The organism is Streptomyces sp. NPDC101191 (genome assembly GCF_044767915.1).
In the GTDB taxonomy this organism is placed as follows: Bacteria; Actinomycetota; Actinomycetes; order Streptomycetales; family Streptomycetaceae; genus Streptomyces.
This window is the reverse complement of the sequence record NZ_JBIWOU010000014.1, coordinates 26,642-44,115: the sequence shown is the minus strand read 5'-3', so window position 1 is coordinate 44,115 and position 17,474 is coordinate 26,642. Positions and strand designations below refer to the sequence as shown.

Below are 17,474 nucleotides of genomic sequence, written 5' to 3'. Positions count from 1 at the left end.
TGCGAAACTGGGGCGTCATAGGGATGGCTCACGGAATCCATGGTGTCAGAGGCCACGGCGATCTTGCGGACAGGTGTTTCACCGCACGACCGCGGGGGAGGTCACTGTCACGATGATCGGGTCGCGCGGCGGAGACGCACGGCCTGGAACAGCAGTCGGGTGGAGATATGCATCGCGGTGGCGGACCGGGCGAGGGGACTGACGACCTGGGTCCCGACCCTGTCCGGCGGGGGAGGCACCGGCGCCGGAGGACCGAGGAGCCGAGGGCGAACGAACCGCGGACGGGCGGCGAGAATCCCCGGGGCGCCGACGCGTCCAGGAGCGGCGACTCCCCCAGGAACATCGACTCGCCGAGGGACGTGCCGCGGCCGGGCGAGTCGCGCGGCGACGCGAGGCCCGGCGACCTCCGGCCCGGCGACCTCCGGCCCGGCGACTTCCGATCGAGCGACCCCAGGAGCGGCGACGTGAGAGGCGAGCAGCGACCCGAGCCGCGCCCCGACGCGAGGTTCGAGCCGAAGTCCGACACCCGCCCCGACGCGCGCCCGGCCGCCCGCCCGGAGACCCGCCCCACCGCCCGCCCCGACGCACGGCGCGAGTCCCCCTCCGATCCGCGTGCCGAGGCGAGGTCCGACGCACGGCCCGGAAACCCGGCCCCCGGCGACCCCGCCCACCCCGGCGACCAGCCGGGAGACCGGCCCGCGGACGAGTCCCGGCTCGGCCGCGCCCGCGCCCGGCGCGCCCGGGCGGCCCGGGAAGCCGGTCCGGCGGAGGACTCGACAGCGGGCGGGGGGAGCGGGCTGAATGGCCTGAACAGCCTCCGCAGGCTGAGTGGTCCGAGTGGCGGGAGTGGCGGGAGTGGCCCGTTGGGGGTGACGTACAAGTACTTCGGCGCGCCCGACGGCGCGACGGCGGCCCGCGTCCCGATCTCGATGCGGCCCGAGGAGCTGGGCGGCGACGAGCTCGGCATGGGCGGCATGTTCACCAAGATCAAGCCGGAGACCATAGCCGCGATGGTCCTCACCGGCATCCAGGGCATGCCCCTGCACAAGGTCCCCCCGCTGGAACTGGTCGTCCTGCACCCCGACTACGCCGTGGTGAAGCTCCCCATGACCGTCGTCGACCCGCTCCGCGGCATCGGCGAGGAGTCGGTCGGCGCCGCCGCCTTCATCTGGTCCACCGTCCCGGACCGGGGCGGCCCCCAGGACGCGTTCAACGTCTACCAACTCCTCCACGAGTGGCAGGACTTCAGCCACCGCCTGCACGAGGCCGGCCACCAGCCGTACTGCCTGGTGTGGCCGTAGCCCCTGCCATAATGCGGCTCTGCTGACGACGGACCACGCGGAGTCGGACGTGACGGTGCTGGACAGCCCGTAGGAGGCCGGCGGGGACGGTCTGCGGCGCCTCGACTGGGGCGTCCAGGCCGTGAGCGCCACCCCCACCCCTTCCTGCTGACCGCCGCACCCCCGCCCCCGCGCCTCAGGTCGACCGGGAGGCCGTGGCCTCCGCCTCCGCCTTCGCCAGTTCCCGCGCCGAGGCCAGCCGGTACGGCACGTCGATGACGACGACGTTCTTCATGAACAGCAACCGCGTCTTGAGCCGCAACGCGCTCTGGTTGTGCAGGGGCTGCTCCCACCAGCGGCCGACGACGTACTCGGGGATGACCACCGACACGACCGAGTCCGTGCCCCGCTCCGGCACGTCGCGGATGTGCCGCAGGAGCGGCTGGACGACCGCGCGGTAGGGGGAGTCCAGGACCTGGAGCGGGACGTCGATGCCGTGGGCCTCCCACGCGGCGCGCAGCAGCTCCGCCTCCGCCGGGTCCTCGGCGACCGTGACGGCCGTGAGGGAGGCCGGCTTCAGGGTCTTCGCGTACGACAGGGCACGCAGGCTGGGCGCGTTGACGGAGGACACGAGGACGAGGACGTGGTTCTCCGCCAGCGGCCGCGGGTGGGCGTCGGGGGCGACGGCGACCTCGGCGGCGACGGTGTCGTAGTGCCGGCGCACGCCCTTCATCCCGGCGAAGAGGACCGGCATGGCGAGGACGACGATCCAGGCGCCGTGCGTGAACTTCGTGACGAGGACGATGACGAGGACCACGGCCGTGAGGCACGCCCCGAACGCGTTGATCGCAAGCCGCCGCAGGATCCGGCCGCGGTCGCCGGAGCCTGTCGGTGTGGCGAGTTCTCGCCGCCAGTGCTTGACCATGCCCGCCTGGGACAGGGTGAAGGAGACGAAGACGCCCAGGATGTAGAGCTGGATGAGCCGGGTGAGGTTGGCGTCGAAGGCGACGATCAGGGCGATGGCGGTGAGGGCGAGGAGGACGATGCCGTTGGAGTAGACGAGCCGGTCTCCGCGGTGCACGAGCTGCCGGGGTGCGAAGCGGTCGCGCCCCAGGACGGAGGCGAGCATCGGGAAGCCGTTGAAGGCGGTGTTGGCCGCCAGCACGAGGATGCCCGCGGTGACGGCCTGGAGGGCGTAGAAGAGCACGTGCCAGTCGCCGAAGGTGGCGCGGCCGATCTGGGCCAGCGCGGTGGACGTCGGGGTGCCGGGCGGCAGCCCCAGTTCGGTGGGGTCCTCGGCGACGTGCACGTGGTAGGCCATGGCCAGCACCGTGATGCCGAAGAACATGGTCGCGGCGAAGCCCCCCATGATCGCCAGGGTCATGGCGGCGTTGCGGCTCTTGGGCCTCTCGAAGGCGGGTACGCCGTTGCTGATCGCCTCGACGCCGGTCAGCGCCGTGCAGCCGGAGGCGAAGGCGCGCAGGCCGAGGAGGACGAGGGCGATGCCCGAGTAGGTGGAGACCGCGTCGACCGGCAGGTCCGCCGACTCGGCTCGGATCGTGGCGCCGGTCGCCGTCCGCACCGCCGCGACCGCGAACATCAGGTAGATCACGGCGATGAACGCGTACGTGGGAACGGCGAACCACCGGCCCGACTCGCGCACCCCGCGCAGGTTCAGCCAGGCCAGCAGCACCACGAAGGCCACCGACAGAAGGGTGGCGTGGGCGTCGAGCGCGGGCGCGGCGGACGTGATGGCGGCGACACCGGACACGACCGAGACCGCGACGGTCATCACGTAGTCGATGAGCAGCGCACTCGCGGCGGTGAGGGCCGCCGTCGTGCCCAGGTTCTCCGCGGCGACGACGTACGCCCCGCCGCCGCCCGGGTACGCGTAACAGGTCTGCCGGTACGAGGCGACCACCACGAGCAGCAGGACGACGATGCCGACCGCCGCGTACCAGGCCAGATGGAGGACGGCGAGGCCGCCGAGGGCCAGGATCAGCAGGATCTCCTCCGTGGCGTACGCGACGGAGGAGAGCGGGTCGCTGCAGAAGATCGGCAGGGCGAGACGTTTGGGCAACAGGGTCTCGCCGAGCCGCGCGCTGTCCAACGGACGTCCTACCAGCAGGCGTTTCGCCGCACTTCACGCTCTCATAAGTGCTGAAGTTAGGACGAATCGGATGTAATGCGCGGATGCCGCGCCCGTCGGCGCCCCGGCGGGACCCCGCACGAGGAAGGACCCGAAGTGCTGAGCACTGTGCCCACAGCGCGCCCCATGAAGATCGGCGAGGTCGCGGAGCGGACGGAACTGTCCCTGCGCACCATCCGCCAGTACGAGGACAGCGGGCTCGTCGTCCCGTCCGCCGCGTCCGAGGGCGGCTTCCCGCTCTACACGGACGCCGACGTGGCCCGTCTGATGGTGATCCGCCGGATGAAGCCGCTCGGCTTCACCCTCGACGAGACCCGCGAGCTCCTCACCGCCGTGGACCGCCTCGCCGCCGACGCGCCCGACACCCCCGACGAACTCGACCCCGTCGTCCGCGCCACCCTCCTCGCCCGCGTCCGCGGCTACGAACAGGCCGCGGCCGAACGCGTCGCGGAACTCCGCGCCCAGCTGGCCCGGGCCGAGGAGTTCGCGAACTCGCTGCGGGCCCGGCTGCCGTAATCGCGTACGGCCACCGCCAGGGCGGTGGCCGAGGCGGTGGCGGGGGCCGTGGCCGTGGCCGTGGCCGTGGCCGTGGCGACCACCGACGCGAGGGCGGATGCGGTCACGGCCATGGTGGTCGTGGCGATGCCGGATGCGGACACGGCCATGGTGGCGGTGGCGGATGCGGGCACGCCGCGGTGGCGGTGGCGGGTCTCAGGGCTCGCGGTCCTCCAAGGCCGCCGTCAGATCCTGGAAGAAGCGCGCGTACGCGGAGGGGCTGGGCGGCGTCTCCGGGTTCCACGGCGCGAGCCGGGCGCCCGGCGGGACCCGGTGCGGGGGCACCGCGTTCGCCCGGCTGTCGAAGAGCACCAGGTCGGGGCCGAGCCCCACGGCGTACTCCCAGTCCGTGGTCAGCCAGCTCGCGCCCGGCCCCGGGCCCGGATCGACGAACCGGACGCCCAGCTCCGCGAGCCGGGCCAGCTCCGGCCAGGCGTGCGGCCGGGCCAGGTACACCTGCTCCGGGCCCGCGCCCGACAGCGCGAGCACGGTCAGCTCCGAGCGCCCCGCCACCGCGCGCAGCGCGGCCTCGGCACCGGCCGTCCGCTCCCGCGCCGCCGCGCCGTCCGCCGCCCCCAGCGCACCCGCCAGCTCCACGAAGCGGCCGACGATCGCCGCCAGGGGCAGCTCGCTCCCCACGGACAGCGCGACGAGCGGCACTCCGAGCCGCTCCGCCGCCGCCTCGTCCAGCGCGTACGGACTCTTGCCGTCGTACGTCAGGTCCACCACCAGGTCGACGCCGCCCAGATCGGCCAGTTCGCGCACGCGGGCCTCGTCCAGGGCCCGCCCGGGCCCCAGGTACGGCACGCCCGCCGCCGCGAGGCCGCCCGCCTTGACCGGGTCGAGCAGGTCGCCGTCGTGCCCGGAGCCGTAGACCGCGACCGGCCGTATCCCCAGGTCGAGCAGGGCGGCGCCGGCCCGTACGTAGGCCACCACCCGCTCCGGCGCGCGCGTGGCCGTCAGGCCCGTACCCCGGTCGTCAGTGAAACCCCACATGCCCGGACCGCCCCCGTCTCCTGGGTCCGCGGCCGATGTCCCCGTCGTGTCCGAGCCCGTCGCGTCCGACATGGCGGCTGCTCCCTCCCCGGCCGGAAATCTCCGTCCCCGCCACCTTGAAGCGGTTCCCCGGCCCGCACAAGAGGGCCTGCCCCGGGGCAGGCGCCATGGGACTTTGGTCCCGGCCCCCCTTGCCGAAAGGCCCCCGGGGTGGTGTTAACTGAACGGATCGGGAGGAAGCAGGAGGAATCGTCAGCCCCGTACGCGCGCGTGCCGCCGCCCGCCAGGGCGCGCACCGGCCGTACGCGCCCGCGCCCTGGAGTCAGCCATGACCGTGCCCGGCCAGTTCCCGGACCCTCGCGTGATCACCCTGTTCGGCCTTGTCGCCGTGTCGGCGGCGGTATGGGTGGCCCTGGGCCTGCGGGCCCGCGCCCGCCGCGAACGGGCGAGCACGCCGCTGGAGCGGGTCTGGCACCCGCACGAGTCGGTCGCGCTCACCCCCGCCGAGGAGCGCACCTTCGACCAGGTCGTCTCCCGCCTCTCCCTCGGCGCGCCCGGCCACCTGCGCTGAGCGGGGCGCCGCGCCCGCCCTGACGCCGTCGCCCGCACCCACCCTCACGCCGTCGCCCGCGCCCACCCTGACGCCCTCACGCCGTCGCCCGCACCCACCCTGACGCCCTCGCCCACGCCCGCCCTCACGCCGTCGCCCACGCCCGCGGATCGCGCCCCGTCACCGCCAGCAGCCGCTCGAAGGCCGGGGCGTCCGCCGGCAGCTCCACCGGCTCCCCGAAAACGCCCATCGTGCGGGCCATGGGCGCCATCCGCTCCACCTCGCCCGCCAGCTCCGTCACGACCACCGGGTCCGGCGCGAAGGTCCGGCCGGTGGCCCTGGCCAGGTCCCAGGCGTGCACGGTCAGGTCGAGCAGCACCATCGAGGCGACCGTGCGCGCCGGCATGTCCATCGCGCCGGTCGTCCCCTCGTCCGCGCCGGGCTCGGCCCACGCGGCGACCAGCTGCGCGGTCTCCTTCTCGAAACGGGCACGCCAGTCGGGGTCGGCCAGGTAGTCGGGCCGGCCGGAGAAGTCGGAGGGCTGCTTGGCGGCCAGCAGCTGGAAGTTCACGATGACGTGCGTGAGGTGGTTCAGCAGCCCGCGCACGTCGTAGTCGGCACACGGCGTGGGCGCGCCCAGGTCGTCGTCGGCGGTGTCGCGCACCAGCGGGACGGCACGGACGGCGGCGTTGGCCAGCAGGTCGGCGATGCGGTAGGTCATGCGGCCGACGCTACGGACGGGCGCCCCGTCCCGTCTTGAAGAAACGCGCCAGAGCGGAAACCATGCGGTACATGACCGCCCCAGGCCCGCGCCGTGACACCCGGGGCATCGTGGACGCCGCCGAGCTCCTCGCCCGCGTCCGTTTCCGCCGGTACTCCCCGGCGCCCGGGCTGCGCCCCTATCTGGAGCACTACTGGCTGATCGACTGGGACCTGACCGGGCCGTACGCGTCCCATGTCGTCCCGCACCCCTCGGTGAACCTCGTCTTCGAGCGCTCCGAGGGGGCGGACGACCTCGCTGTCGTCTCCGGCGTCGGGCTCGAGCTCTTCACCAAGAAGCTCACGGGCCGCGGCCGGGTCTGCGGCGTGCAGTTCCGCCCCGGCGGCTTCCGCCCCTTCGCGCCGACGTGGCCGGTCTCGCACTGGACGGGCCGGATCGTGCCGTTCACCGAGGCCTTCCCGGCCGCGGATCCGCGGGACCCGGCCCGCGTCCTGTCGCCCGACGACGACCACGCGCGCGTGGCGGCGCTCGACGCGTTCCTCCTGGCCCACGGTCCGACGGCCGGGGAAGACCCCAGTCCGACGGCCGAGGGAGACCACGGTCCGACGGCCGGGGAAGACCACAGCCCGACGGCCGGGGGAAACCACGGTCCGACGGCCGGGGACGAGCACAGCCCGACGGCCGGGCAAGGCCCCGCGGCGGGGCAGCGGCACCCGGCCACGCAGCGCGCGACGGCCGGGCCGGGGCCGGCCTCCGAGGGCGGCGCGGCCGCGGCCTACGACTCCGCCGTCCTCGCCGCCGCCGAGCAGGCGATGGCCCTGGTCGACCTCGTCCGCACGGACCGCGACATGCGACGGGTCTCGGACCTCGCCCGCAGCGCCGGACTCTCGTCGCGCTCGCTGCAGCGCCTGTTCGCGGCGCACGTCGGCGTCGGCCCCAAATGGGTCATCCTCCGCTACCGCATCCACGAGGCCCTGGAACGCGCCGAGGCCGGCTCCGCCAGCGCTCCCCCGGACTGGGCCCGGCTCGCCGCCGAGCTGGGCTACAGCGACCAGGCCCACCTCGTACGGGACTTCACGGCCACGGTCGGGGTGCCGCCGACCACGTACGCCCGGTACGCGCAGCGGTGAGGGACGTTGTCAGACCCCTGCCCTAGGGTGCGGACATGGACACCGATGGCATGCCGGTCCGGCTCGAACCGTGGTCGGACGAGGACTTCGCACTGCTCCATGCCGTCAACGCGCCGGAGTTGATGGGCCATCTGGGCGGCCCGGAGTCGGAGGAGCAGCTCGTCGCCCGCCAGCGGCGGTACGTGGAGCTGAGCGCCGACACCGGCCGCCCGGGCAGCATGTTCCGGATCGTGCTGCTGCCCGAGGAGACGGCGGCCGGTTCGATCGGCTTCTGGGAGACGTCCTGGGACGGGGAGCCGGTGTACGAGACGGGCTGGACGGTGCTGCCCGGCTGCCAGGGCCGGGGCGTGGCGACGGCCGCCACGCGCGCGGTGGTGGAACGGGCCCGCGCCGAGGGTCGGTTCCGTCATCTGTACGCCTATCCGTCCACGGACAACGGACCCTCGAACGCGGTCTGCCGCAAGGCCGGTTTCACACTCCTCGGGGAGCGCGACTTCGAGTACCCGCCGGGCAACCCCCTACGGTGCAACGCCTGGCGGCTCGACCTCACGGACTAGCGGCCGCTCCGCCGGGCCGCCCGCTCCGTCGGGCCGCCCCGGCCGGTCACTCGCCTGGCGTCCCGAGCTCGCGGGTGAAGTGGAAGGCGACGATGTCGAAGCGCTCGCGCAGGTAGAAGCGGTGGGCTCCGGTGCGGTGGGTGCCGGAGTCCAGGTTGAGCTCGTAGCAGCCGGCCTCGCGCGCGTGGCCTTCCAGGTGGGCGACGAGGGCGTGGCCGACGCCGGTGGAGCGGGCGGTCTCCTTGGTGACCAGGTCGTCGACGTACAGCTTCTTCACCGAGCTGGTGTTCACGATGATCCGCCAGCCGGCCACGCCGACGCAGCCACCGCCGCTCGTGTCGCCGCCGTCCGTCCCGTCGCCCCCGTCGGCCCGCTCCTCGTACGCGGCGCTGAAGCGCAGCCCCTGGGCGTACCCCGTCGCGTACACCTCGGCGAACAGCTCCGGCGTGAGGTGGGGGCGCAGCTCGCGCAGGACCGGGAGCAGCTCGCTCTCCAGACGGGGGTCGCCGGGCTCGAGGTCGATGATCTTCATGCCGGGACCGTACCGCGCGCCCGGGCGGGTGGCGGGGGTGGGCCCGAATTCCCTGGCAGCGCAGCCGCACCCGGTGCGATCCTGTCTGCGTGAACGGACCGGAGATCCAGATCAGTTTCGCCCCCGGCCTGCGACTCTTCGTCGCGGCGGACCGGCGCTCGGGGCACACGGCCGTGGCGACCGACGGCTCCTCCTCGCTCGGCCATGTCGTCGAGTCGCTGGGCGTGCCGCTGACCGAGGCGGGGCGACTCCTCGTGAACGGGAGCCCGGTGGCCCCCTCGCACGTGCCCACGGCCGGCGAGACGGTCGACGTGGAGGACGTCGTACGCCCCCAGCCGGTCCCCGGCGCCCCGCTGCGCTTCCTGCTCGACGTGCACCTCGGCACGCTCGCCCGGCGGCTCCGGCTGCTCGGCGTCGACGCCGCGTACGAGAGCGAGGACATCGGCGACCCGGCCCTGGCCGCGCTCTCGGCGAAGGAGCGGCGCGTGATGCTGTCCCGGGACCGCGGGCTGCTGCGCCGCCGTGAGCTGTGGGCGGGCGCGTACGTCTACAGCGACCGGCCCGACGACCAGCTCCGTGACGTGCTCGGGCGTTTCGCGCCGCGGCTCGCTCCGTGGACGCGCTGCACCGCCTGCAACGGACCGCTCACCGAGGCCGACAAGGACGCGGTGCGCGACCAGTTGGAGGCGGGCACGGAGAACACGTACGACGTCTTCGCGCGCTGCACGGAGTGCGACCGCGTGTACTGGCGGGGCGCCCACCACGCCCGCCTGGAGGCGATCGTCACGGATGCGGTACGCGAGTTCGGCGGCGCGGCCGCCCACTGAGCGGCGGGGGCCAGGAGCGGGAGCGCGAAGAGAGCCGCGGCCCGTCGCTTTCCGTGGCCGCGGCCCGCCGTAGTCGGCCGCTCTGCGTGACCGGCCGCTCTCCGTGACCAGCCCCGCTCTGCGTGACCAGCCCCGCTCTGCGTGACCGGCCCCGCTCGACGTGACCGGCCGCTCTCAGCCGGCCTGGTCGAACTCGCCCGACCGCAGCCGCTCGACCTGGGTGACGCTCAGTTCGACGGAACGCCGCATGTAGTCGGTGATCAAGGTGATCTCGGTGTCGCCGTACGCGTCGAAGAGGTCGCCCCAGGCGCCGTTGAGCCGCCGCCAGAAGGCGCCGAGTTCGGCCATCTTGTCGGGCTCGGGCGCCACCATGACGCGGCGCCGGTCCTCGGCGTCGCGCTCGCGCCGGACGTATCCGGCCCGTTCGAGGCGGTCCACGAGCCGGGTGGCGGAGCCGGTGGTGAGCCCGGTGAGCTCGGCGATCCGCCCGATGGTGACCGGCTCCCGCTCCAGGCTGAGCAGGTTGAGGCACTGCACGTCGGTCGGGTGCAGCCCGAGCCGGTCGGCGACGGCCTGGTTGAACAGGGCGTAGGAGGCCATGTAGCGGCGGGCCTCGCCGTGGAGCCGGGACATCAGCGCGTCACGCTCCGGCGAGACCGGCGCCTCCGACGAGGCCGGTGACCCGGTCGGGGCCGGTGACTCCGGCCGACCCGACGAGTCCGGCGCATCCGTGGCGTCCGGCGCGTCCGGCGCGTCCGAGGGGCTCAACGACTTCTTCTGCGGCATGCAGAGAGTGTACGGCGCAGCGTTGACCGGCCCCTGCGGTGGCCGCGCGCCCGGCTACGGACGCTCGGCGGTCAGATACCGCTGCACGGTCGGGCCCAGCCACGCGATCACGTCGTCCCGGGACATCTCCACGGCGGGCGGGAGCCGCAGCACGTAGCGCGCGAGCGCCATGCCGAGGATCTGCGAGGCCGCGAGGGCGGCCCGGCGCGGCGCCTCGTCGGGGACAGGGCAGACGCCGAGCGCGACCGGGCCCAGCTGCCGGGCGAAGACCTCCTGCATGCGCTCGGCACCGGCGGCGTTGGTGACGCCGACCCGCAGCAGCCCGGTCAGCACGTCGTCGCGCTCCCAGCGGTCGAGGAAGTGGGCGACGAGCGTGGCGCCGACGTGCCGGGCGGGCAGCCCGCCGAGCTCGGGGAGCTCCAGTTCGATCGCGGAGGCCGCGGCGAACAGCCCCTCCTTGTTCCCGTAGTAGCGCATGACCATCGACGGGTCGATCCCGGCGTCGCGGGCGATGGCCCGGATGGTCGCGCGCTCGTACCCGTCGGCGGCGAAGCGCTCGCGGGCGGCCTCCAGGATCGCGGTCCGAGTGGCGTCGGAGCGGCGTGCGGTCGTCATGCCAACAACTGTAGGCCAACAGGCGTTGACACACCATCACGGACAGGTCTACATTTGCCAACAAGCGTTGACCAACAGCCGTTGGCCAACGGGCGTAGGCATCCCTTGGAGGCAGCGATGAGCACCATGGGCACCGCGAACGGCACCCCCGACGAGACCCCCGCCGACACCGCCACTGCGGGCGGCGGCAGCCCGACCACCGACACCGACGTCCTCGTCGTGGGCGCCGGCCCGACCGGGCTCCTGCTCGCCGGCGACCTCGCCGCCGCGGGCCACCGCGTCACCCTGGTCGAGCGCAGGCCCGCCGGCATCGGCAATCTGACCCGCGCCTTCAGCGTCCACGCCCGCACCCTGGAGCAGCTGGACGCCCGGGGCCTCGCCGACGAACTCGTCGCGACCGGCACCCGACTCACGTCCCTGCGCCTGTTCGGTCGGCTCTCCCTCGACCTCTCCCGGCTGGCCACACGTTTCCCGTTCCTGCTCATCACCCCGCAGTACGAGGTGGAGCGCCTCCTGGAGCGCCGCGCCAGGTCCACAGGTGTGCAATTCCGGTACGGGACCGAGCTGCACGGCCTGCGCCAGGACGCCGACACCGTCACGACGGAGCTGACCGGCCCCGACGGCCCGCTGACGCTGCGCGCCCGCTACGCGGTCGGAACCGACGGTGTGCGCAGCGCGGTCCGCGGCGCCCTCGGGCTGCCGTTCCCCGGCGTCTCGGTGATCAAGTCCCTCGTCCTGGCCGACGTCCGCCTCAAGGAGGAGCCCGGCAGGCTCCTGACCGTCGCGGCCTCCGGGGACGCCTTCGCCTTCATCGCGCCGTTCGGCGACGGCTGGTACCGGGTGATGGGCTGGGACCGCACCCGGCAGGTCCCCGACAGCGAGCCCGTGGAGCTCGACGAGCTCCGCACCATCGCCCGCCAGGCCCTGGGCAGCGACTACGGCATGCACGACGCCCGCTGGGTCTCCCGCTTCCACAGCGACGAGCGCCAGGCCCCCGCCTACCGCTCCGGCCGGGTCTTCCTCGCCGGCGACGCGGCCCACGTCCACTCCCCCGCCGGCGGGCAGGGCATGAACACCGGCCTCCAGGACGCCGCCAACCTCTCCTGGAAGCTCGCCGCCGTCCTGCGCGGCGAGGCCCCCGACCCCGAGGCCCTGCTCGACAGCTACCAGGCCGAGCGCCACCCGGTCGGCTCCCTGGTCCTGCGCAGCAGCGGCACCCTCGTCCGGCTCGCCATGGCCCGCACCCCGCTCCAGCGCGCCGCCCGGGCGCTGGCCGCCCGGCTGCTGGGCACCGTCCGACCGGCCGCCGCCCGCGCCATGGGCCAGATCAGCGGGATCGGCATCTCCTACGCGGGCGGAGCCCGCCGCGTCCCCGACCTGGCGCTGCGCGAGGGCCGGCTCTACGAGCTCCTGCGCGCGGGCGAGTTCGTGCTGATCGCCCCCGAGGGCGCCGCGCCCGCCCTGCCGCGTACGGCACCGACCGCGGCCGGCCGGGCGATACGCGCCACATGGGCCGACCCGAACCGCCGCGACACCCTCCTGGTCCGCCCCGACGCCTACACGACCGCGCTCTGAACACCCGCGCCGCACCGCGCTCGACCGCCCGCAGCGGCACCCCGGGGCCAGGGAGAAGCCCTGAAGCCAGGGAGGAAGCCCTGGAGCCCGGAGGGAAGCTGCGGGACGGCAGCCCGGAAAAACAGCCTGTCAGCCAAGGCGCCAGGCCCGGGCCGACCCGACCCGACCCGACCCGGCCGGGGAGCCCCGCCCGGAAAGGGACCCCTAGTCGAGGATGTGCCGCAGATAGGCCTGGGGATCGGCCAGGCAGCGGCGCCAGTGGTCGACCACCCCGAGCTCCGACCAGGCCACCCGGCGCATCCCGTGCTCGCCGACCTCCAGGATGTCGGCGCCGGGCAGTGCCGTGAGCAGCGGCGAGTGCGTCGCGCACACGACCTGGCCGCCCCGCCTGACCAGCTGGTCCACGTGACCGAGCAGCTCCAGACAGGAAGTGAAGGACAGCGCCGCCTCCGGCTCGTCCATCACATAGAGCCCGGGCTGCAGGAACTTCTCCCGGAACGCCGCCAGAAAGCCTTCGCCATGACTCACCGCATCGGGCGCGAAGCCCTCCCGGTCCAGCGCGTCCAGGGCCGTCTCGGCCCGCAGGAAGAAGCCCTTGCGCGCCGCGTGACTGCCCAGCATCCGGCGCCCGCGCGGCGCCGCGTCGAAGCGGATCCGCTCACCCAGCACCGACTTGCCCCGCGCGGTGGCATAACGCCAGTCGTGCGAGCCGCCCCAGGAGTCCAGGCCGAAGCCTTCCGCGAGCGCCTCGACCAGAGTGGACTTGCCGGAGCCGTTCTCGCCGACCAGGAAGGTCACGGGGGCCCTGAAGCGCAGCCCCTCGGCCATGAGCTGCCGGACACACGGCACCGACCAGGGCCACTCGCCCCCGTCGTACGAGGCGACATGGGCGTACGCGCGTTCGACGATCACGGTTCGAGTGTCACACGACGGGCGCGGCCGACCTCAGAACACGTACGGGTCACCGGTCGCCAGGACGAGGACCCGGTGCCGGTCGTTCCGCGGGTTCGGGTCGACGACGCCGTCCCGCCAGGCGGTCCGGATGTCCACGGCCACCTCGTCCGGGCGCCCCGCGGTCCGCAGGTCCAGAGCCAGCTCGCCGACCGCCCCCGCAGCCCGCAGCCCGCCCGTACGGCAGGACACCACCCGGTCGCTGCTCCACAGACAGGCCGGCGGGAGCTCCTGGCCACCCGCCATGGGCTCCGAGAAGGCGAGCCGGACGGTCGCCTGACGCACGTCCGACGGCCCGTGGTTCTCGCTGACCAGCCGGACCCCGAGCCGCCCGTCCATGAGAGAGAGGTGCCCATGATGGGCCAGATCCGCCTCGGGCGGCGCGGCGGCGGCCGGGACCGCGGCCGTGCCGGTCACCAGGGCAGCAGCCAGGGCCCCTCCGAGCAGCGCCTTACGCATCGCAGTCATGCCCTGAAGATACCGATTGATCCGCATATATTCTGACTACTTGTCAGTCGCGTGTCCTGCGCCAGAACGCCCCACCACGCCACCCGCACCCACCACTCCACGGCACCCAGCACGCCACCCGCACCCGCCGTGCCACCCTTCCCCCATGCTGATCGCCCGCTCCGCCGCCCTCTTCGTCATCGCCGCCCTCTTCGAGATCGGCGGAGCCTGGCTCGTCTGGCAAGGCGTACGCGAACACCGCGGCTGGATCTGGATCGGCGCGGGCGTCCTCGCCCTCGGGGCCTACGGCTTCGTCGCCACACTCCAGCCCGACGCCGAGTTCGGCCGCATCCTCGCCGCCTACGGCGGAGTGTTCGTCGCGGGCTCCCTCGCCTGGGGCATGGCCGCCGACGGCTACCGCCCGGACCGCTGGGACGTCACCGGCGCGCTGATCTGCCTCGCCGGCATGGCCGTGATCATGTACGCCCCCCGCGGCCGCTGAACCACCCGGCCTATCCTGGCCGGGCGATCGACACCATCGACCACACGCGCGAGGAGCACGTCATGACTGCCGCCGGTACCCCCATCGCCGTCGTCACCGGAGCGAGCAGCGGCATCGGCGCGGCCACCGCCAGGCAGCTCGCCGCCGCCGGCTACCGCGTGGTGCTCACCGCCCGCCGCAAGGACCGCATCGAGGCCCTCGCCGCCGAGATCAACGAGGCCGGCCACCAGGCCACCGCCTACGCCCTCGACGTCACCGACCGCGCCGCGGTCGACGAGTTCGCCACCGCCTTCCGCAGCCTCGCAGTCCTGGTCAACAACGCCGGCGGCGCGCTCGGCGCCGACCCCGTCGCCACCGGCGACCCCGAGGACTGGCGCCGGATGTACGAGGTCAACGTCATCGGCACCCTCCACGTCACCCAGGCCCTGCTGCCCGCGCTCACCGCGAGCGGCGACGGCACGGTCGTCGTCCTCTCCTCCACCGCCGGCCACTCCACCTACGAGGGCGGCGCCGGCTACGTCGCCGCCAAGAACGGCGCCCGCGTCCTCGCCGAGACCCTCCGCCTGGAGATCGTCGGCACCCCGGTACGCGTCATCGAGATCGCCCCCGGCATGGTCAAGACCGAGGAATTCGCCACCACCCGCTTCCGCGGCGACACCGACAAGGCCGCCAAGGTCTACGCGGGCGTGGCCGAACCCCTCAGCGCCGACGACGTCGCCGACACCATCACCTGGGCCTGCACCCGCCCCCCGCACGTCAACATCGACCTCCTGGTCGTCCGCCCGCGCGCCCAGGCCTCCAACACCAAGGTCCACCGCGAGCTCTGAGCCCCGGCCACCCTTTCGGGCGAACCCCCCGCTCAACCCTTCACGCAGATGACCTGCTTGAGCTTCGCGACGACCTCGACCAAGTCCCGCTGCTGCTCCATGACCTGCTCGATCGGCTTGTAGGCGCCGGGGATCTCGTCCACGACCCCCGAGTCCTTCCGGCACTCCACGCCCCGGGTCTGCTCCTCCAGATCCCGGGTAGTGAAGCGCCGCTTCGCCGCGCTCCTGCTCATCCGGCGACCGGCTCCGTGCGAGGCCGAGTTGAAGGAGGCGTCGTTGCCGAGCCCCTTCACGATGTACGAGCCGGTGCCCATCGAGCCCGGAATGATCCCGTACTCGCCCGAGCCCGCCCGGATCGCGCCCTTGCGGGTGACAAGCAGGTCCATCCCCTCGTACCGCTCCTCCGCCACGTAGTTGTGGTGGCAGGAGATGACCGGCTCGAAGGTCACCTTCGCCTTGCGGAACTCCCGGCGGACGACCTCCTGGAAGAGCGCCATCATGATCGCGCGGTTGTACTTCGCGTACTCCTGCGCCCAGAACAGGTCGTTCCGGTACGCCTCCATCTGCGGGGTGTCCGCAACGAAGACGGCGAGGTCACGGTCGACCAGCCCCTGGTTGTGCGGCAGCTTCTGCGCCTCGCCGATGTGGTACTCGGCGAGCTCCTTGCCGATATTGCGGGAGCCCGAGTGCAGCATGAGCCAAACAGAACCAACCACATCCAAACAAAATTCCGCAAAGTGGTTGCCCGAGCCAAGTGTTCCCATCTGCTTCTCGGCCCGCTCCCTGCGGAACTTCACCGGGTCGGCCACCGTGTCGAACCGTGACCACAGCTCCCCGAACCCCGCCGTCGCGAACTGGTACAGACGTCCGGGGTCCACCATCTCCCGGTGCATCCCGCGCCCCACCGGAATCGCCTGCTCGATCTTGGAGCGCAGTCGCGAGAGGTCACCCGGAAGGTCGTTCGCGGTGAGTGAGGTCTTGACGGCGGACATGCCGCAGCCGATGTCCACGCCGACCGCGGCCGGGCAGACCGCCCCGTGCATCGCGATCACCGAGCCGACCGTCGCGCCCTTGCCGTAGTGCACGTCCGGCATCACGGCCAGGCCCTTGATCCACGGCAGCGTCGCCACGTTCTGCAGCTGCTGCATGGCGCCGCCCTCGACGGACGACGGATCCGCCCACATCCGGATGGGTACGTTCGCCCCCGGCACCTCTACGTACGACATACTTCCTCGATTCCCCCAAAAAGTCCGATAACGCAAAAACCGGAGCCAAAGCCCGTACAGGTGACTGCGGACCGGCATCAACGGCTGCGTGTGCGATAGACATTGTGTTCACCGTCCGAGGTGGAGCAGCAAACAGTTTTCGGGGGATGCCGCCCGAAGAAGGGAGCCTGGGATCGTGCAGCGCAAGGCGTACGCACCGGGTCGATCCGGGCCGGCGGTGCTCTCCGCCGTCGCCCTCGCCCTCGGTCTCGGGATCGGCCTGACCGGCTGTTCCCCGGGGGCCGCCGCGAACACCGACGCCGTCGACTCCAAGGCGGGACCGGCCGCCCCGGCCGCGCCGCCCGGGCGGTACCGGACGCTCTTCGACCCCTGCGGCGCCGTTCCGCCGGCGGCTCTCAAGGACCTGTTGCCGGGGGCGGCCGGGCTGCCCGACGCCGAGCGCGACCGTACGTATCGCGGCACCTCGGCCCTCACGTTCGACACCGACCGCCGGGTCGGCTGCAGCTGGAAGTCCGACGCCCCCGACGCGGCGCACCGGCTGACCCTCGATGTCGAGCGGGTCGTCTCCTACGACCCCGTCGTCAGCGACGACGACCGGGCGCAGGAGGTGTACGGCCGGAAGCAGACGGCGGCGGGCATCGTGCCGCCGCCCACGGCGCCCCCGGCGACGACCCCTCCGCCCACGACGGCGCACACGGCTCCGCCGGCGAAGCCTCCGGCGTCCACCGGTGCCGGTGGCGCCGCTCCGCTGGCCGGTCGTCTGCCGTCCCTGCCGCCCCTCGCGCCGCACGGGCCGCACGGGCCGCTCGCGGCGGGCCGGACGGCTTCGCCCGGTGCCGCGGCGGGGCAGCATCCGACGGGCGCGGTGACGCCGACCGCCCCGACGAGTCCGGCTTCTCCGTCCACGGGTCTGGAGCCTCGCGTCCTGACCGGTCTCGGCGAGGTGGCCTTCCTCGACGACACGCTCCTGTCGACCGGTCCGTCGGGCGCGAAGCGTGTCGTGAGCGTGGTGTTCCGCACATCGAACGTCATCGTGACGGTCGAGTACGAGGAGCAGACGACCACGTCGGCCGAGGTGCCGGACAGCAAGGAACTGCAGGAAAAGGCCCGGAATCTGGCCCGTCTGCTGGCCGAGCGGCTGGAGGAGTAGGCGTCCGGGCCCGCTCCGTGAGCTTCTCCGGAGCGCCTGTGGGACCACGTAACGTGTCGGCGTACCGCGGCCGCCCGGCCGCCGGCCCCGCCCAAGCG

At 73.4% G+C, this 17,474-nt stretch carries 19 protein-coding genes; 10 read left to right on the top strand and 9 right to left on the bottom strand.

Annotation, left to right across the window (positions count from 1 at the left end; translation table 11 throughout):
- Positions 1 to 797 precede the first annotated feature (797 nt).
- A complete protein-coding gene (locus tag ACIRQF_RS35840) occupies positions 798 to 1,301 on the top strand; it encodes a hypothetical protein (protein WP_376636994.1) in 504 nt (167 codons plus the stop codon).
- 175 nt (positions 1,302 to 1,476) lie between these two features.
- Here ACIRQF_RS35840 and ACIRQF_RS35835 read toward each other — a convergent pair whose 3' ends face one another.
- Entirely contained in the window at positions 1,477 to 3,390 is a 1,914-nt protein-coding gene (locus tag ACIRQF_RS35835; RefSeq protein WP_404098892.1) for an APC family permease, read from the bottom strand.
- Positions 3,391 to 3,555: 165 nt separating this feature from the next.
- Between ACIRQF_RS35835 and ACIRQF_RS35830 the strand changes: the two genes are divergently transcribed.
- A complete protein-coding gene (locus ACIRQF_RS35830; protein ID WP_376636995.1) occupies positions 3,556 to 3,945 on the top strand; it encodes a MerR family transcriptional regulator in 390 nt (129 codons plus the stop codon).
- A 195-nt stretch (positions 3,946 to 4,140) separates the two neighbouring features.
- Here ACIRQF_RS35830 and ACIRQF_RS35825 read toward each other — a convergent pair whose 3' ends face one another.
- On the bottom strand, positions 4,141 to 4,980 hold the full coding sequence (locus ACIRQF_RS35825; RefSeq protein WP_404098890.1) for an ABC transporter substrate-binding protein: 840 nt from the start codon (positions 4,978 to 4,980) through the stop codon (positions 4,141 to 4,143).
- Positions 4,981 to 5,308: 328 nt separating this feature from the next.
- Here ACIRQF_RS35825 and ACIRQF_RS35820 point away from each other — a divergent pair, with 328 nt between their 5' ends.
- On the top strand, positions 5,309 to 5,551 hold the full coding sequence (locus ACIRQF_RS35820) for a hypothetical protein (RefSeq protein WP_376636953.1): 243 nt from the start codon (positions 5,309 to 5,311) through the stop codon (positions 5,549 to 5,551).
- 124 nt (positions 5,552 to 5,675) lie between these two features.
- Here ACIRQF_RS35820 and ACIRQF_RS35815 read toward each other — a convergent pair whose 3' ends face one another.
- Positions 5,676 to 6,251 carry a TIGR03086 family metal-binding protein gene (locus ACIRQF_RS35815; protein WP_404098887.1) on the bottom strand — a complete coding sequence of 192 codons (576 nt, stop codon included), beginning with the start codon at positions 6,249 to 6,251 and terminating at the stop codon, positions 5,676 to 5,678.
- A 71-nt stretch (positions 6,252 to 6,322) separates the two neighbouring features.
- Between ACIRQF_RS35815 and ACIRQF_RS35810 the strand changes: the two genes are divergently transcribed.
- Positions 6,323 to 7,381, top strand: coding sequence for a DUF6597 domain-containing transcriptional factor (locus ACIRQF_RS35810; protein WP_404098885.1), 1,059 nt, complete (start codon positions 6,323 to 6,325; stop codon positions 7,379 to 7,381).
- Positions 7,382 to 7,416: 35 nt separating this feature from the next.
- Positions 7,417 to 7,938 (top strand): GNAT family N-acetyltransferase, encoded by a 522-nt coding sequence (locus ACIRQF_RS35805; protein WP_382482110.1) that lies wholly within the window; start codon positions 7,417 to 7,419, stop codon positions 7,936 to 7,938.
- Between the two features lie 46 nt (positions 7,939 to 7,984).
- On the opposite strand, the gene ACIRQF_RS35800 is transcribed toward ACIRQF_RS35805, so the two are convergent.
- Positions 7,985 to 8,470 (bottom strand): GNAT family N-acetyltransferase, encoded by a 486-nt coding sequence (locus tag ACIRQF_RS35800; protein WP_376636957.1) that lies wholly within the window; start codon positions 8,468 to 8,470, stop codon positions 7,985 to 7,987.
- An 89-nt stretch (positions 8,471 to 8,559) separates the two neighbouring features.
- On the opposite strand from ACIRQF_RS35800, the gene ACIRQF_RS35795 reads away from it, so the two are divergent.
- A complete protein-coding gene (locus ACIRQF_RS35795; protein WP_376636958.1) occupies positions 8,560 to 9,297 on the top strand; it encodes a Mut7-C RNAse domain-containing protein in 738 nt (245 codons plus the stop codon).
- 174 nt (positions 9,298 to 9,471) lie between these two features.
- On the opposite strand, the gene ACIRQF_RS35790 is transcribed toward ACIRQF_RS35795, so the two are convergent.
- Both ACIRQF_RS35790 and ACIRQF_RS35785 read right to left on the bottom strand, forming a co-directional pair.
- Positions 9,472 to 9,930 carry a MarR family winged helix-turn-helix transcriptional regulator gene (locus tag ACIRQF_RS35790; RefSeq protein WP_404099053.1) on the bottom strand — a complete coding sequence of 153 codons (459 nt, stop codon included), beginning with the start codon at positions 9,928 to 9,930 and terminating at the stop codon, positions 9,472 to 9,474.
- Positions 9,931 to 10,137: 207 nt separating this feature from the next.
- Positions 10,138 to 10,698, bottom strand: coding sequence for a TetR family transcriptional regulator (locus ACIRQF_RS35785; protein WP_376636960.1), 561 nt, complete (start codon positions 10,696 to 10,698; stop codon positions 10,138 to 10,140).
- A 126-nt stretch (positions 10,699 to 10,824) separates the two neighbouring features.
- Between ACIRQF_RS35785 and ACIRQF_RS35780 the strand changes: the two genes are divergently transcribed.
- A complete protein-coding gene (locus ACIRQF_RS35780) occupies positions 10,825 to 12,273 on the top strand; it encodes an FAD-dependent oxidoreductase (protein ID WP_404099050.1) in 1,449 nt (482 codons plus the stop codon).
- A gap of 204 nt (positions 12,274 to 12,477) precedes the next feature.
- On the opposite strand, the gene ACIRQF_RS35775 is transcribed toward ACIRQF_RS35780, so the two are convergent.
- Together ACIRQF_RS35775 and ACIRQF_RS35770 are read right to left on the bottom strand one after the other, a co-directional pair.
- Positions 12,478 to 13,185 carry an AAA family ATPase gene (locus tag ACIRQF_RS35775; protein ID WP_404098879.1) on the bottom strand — a complete coding sequence of 236 codons (708 nt, stop codon included), beginning with the start codon at positions 13,183 to 13,185 and terminating at the stop codon, positions 12,478 to 12,480.
- A 33-nt stretch (positions 13,186 to 13,218) separates the two neighbouring features.
- On the bottom strand, positions 13,219 to 13,692 hold the full coding sequence (locus ACIRQF_RS35770) for a hypothetical protein (protein ID WP_382482101.1): 474 nt from the start codon (positions 13,690 to 13,692) through the stop codon (positions 13,219 to 13,221).
- Positions 13,693 to 13,837: 145 nt separating this feature from the next.
- Between ACIRQF_RS35770 and ACIRQF_RS35765 the strand changes: the two genes are divergently transcribed.
- Together ACIRQF_RS35765 and ACIRQF_RS35760 are read left to right on the top strand one after the other, a co-directional pair.
- On the top strand, positions 13,838 to 14,173 hold the full coding sequence (locus ACIRQF_RS35765; RefSeq protein WP_382482098.1) for a YnfA family protein: 336 nt from the start codon (positions 13,838 to 13,840) through the stop codon (positions 14,171 to 14,173).
- A gap of 62 nt (positions 14,174 to 14,235) precedes the next feature.
- On the top strand, positions 14,236 to 15,000 hold the full coding sequence (locus ACIRQF_RS35760) for an SDR family NAD(P)-dependent oxidoreductase (protein WP_382482095.1): 765 nt from the start codon (positions 14,236 to 14,238) through the stop codon (positions 14,998 to 15,000).
- 32 nt (positions 15,001 to 15,032) lie between these two features.
- Here ACIRQF_RS35760 and ACIRQF_RS35755 read toward each other — a convergent pair whose 3' ends face one another.
- Positions 15,033 to 16,226 (bottom strand): RtcB family protein, encoded by a 1,194-nt coding sequence (locus ACIRQF_RS35755; RefSeq protein WP_404098875.1) that lies wholly within the window; start codon positions 16,224 to 16,226, stop codon positions 15,033 to 15,035.
- 175 nt (positions 16,227 to 16,401) lie between these two features.
- Between ACIRQF_RS35755 and ACIRQF_RS35750 the strand changes: the two genes are divergently transcribed.
- Complete coding sequence (locus ACIRQF_RS35750; protein WP_404098873.1) at positions 16,402 to 17,376, top strand: DUF3558 domain-containing protein; 975 nt, start codon at positions 16,402 to 16,404, stop codon at positions 17,374 to 17,376.
- Positions 17,377 to 17,474 lie beyond the last annotated feature (98 nt).

What these genes read in the sequence shown, in the direction of transcription:
- ACIRQF_RS35830 (WP_376636995.1), top strand. Translation starts at nt 3,556, where the DNA reads ATGAAGATCGGCGAGGTCGCGGAGCGGACGGAACTGTCCCTGCGCACC.
- ACIRQF_RS35820 (WP_376636953.1), top strand. Translation starts at nt 5,309, where the DNA reads ATGACCGTGCCCGGCCAGTTCCCGGACCCTCGCGTGATCACCCTGTTC.
- ACIRQF_RS35780 (WP_404099050.1), top strand. Translation starts at nt 10,825, where the DNA reads ATGGGCACCGCGAACGGCACCCCCGACGAGACCCCCGCCGACACCGCC.
- ACIRQF_RS35825 (WP_404098890.1), bottom strand. Translation starts at nt 4,980, where the DNA reads ATGTGGGGTTTCACTGACGACCGGGGTACGGGCCTGACGGCCACGCGC.
- ACIRQF_RS35805 (WP_382482110.1), top strand. Translation starts at nt 7,417, where the DNA reads ATGGACACCGATGGCATGCCGGTCCGGCTCGAACCGTGGTCGGACGAG.
- ACIRQF_RS35790 (WP_404099053.1), bottom strand. Translation starts at nt 9,930, where the DNA reads ATGTCCCGGCTCCACGGCGAGGCCCGCCGCTACATGGCCTCCTACGCC.
- ACIRQF_RS35810 (WP_404098885.1), top strand. Translation starts at nt 6,323, where the DNA reads ATGACCGCCCCAGGCCCGCGCCGTGACACCCGGGGCATCGTGGACGCC.
- ACIRQF_RS35770 (WP_382482101.1), bottom strand. Translation starts at nt 13,692, where the DNA reads ATGACTGCGATGCGTAAGGCGCTGCTCGGAGGGGCCCTGGCTGCTGCC.
- ACIRQF_RS35755 (WP_404098875.1), bottom strand. Translation starts at nt 16,226, where the DNA reads ATGTCGTACGTAGAGGTGCCGGGGGCGAACGTACCCATCCGGATGTGG.
- ACIRQF_RS35760 (WP_382482095.1), top strand. Translation starts at nt 14,236, where the DNA reads ATGACTGCCGCCGGTACCCCCATCGCCGTCGTCACCGGAGCGAGCAGC.
- ACIRQF_RS35765 (WP_382482098.1), top strand. Translation starts at nt 13,838, where the DNA reads ATGCTGATCGCCCGCTCCGCCGCCCTCTTCGTCATCGCCGCCCTCTTC.
- ACIRQF_RS35785 (WP_376636960.1), bottom strand. Translation starts at nt 10,698, where the DNA reads ATGACGACCGCACGCCGCTCCGACGCCACTCGGACCGCGATCCTGGAG.
- ACIRQF_RS35800 (WP_376636957.1), bottom strand. Translation starts at nt 8,470, where the DNA reads ATGAAGATCATCGACCTCGAGCCCGGCGACCCCCGTCTGGAGAGCGAG.
- ACIRQF_RS35815 (WP_404098887.1), bottom strand. Translation starts at nt 6,251, where the DNA reads ATGACCTACCGCATCGCCGACCTGCTGGCCAACGCCGCCGTCCGTGCC.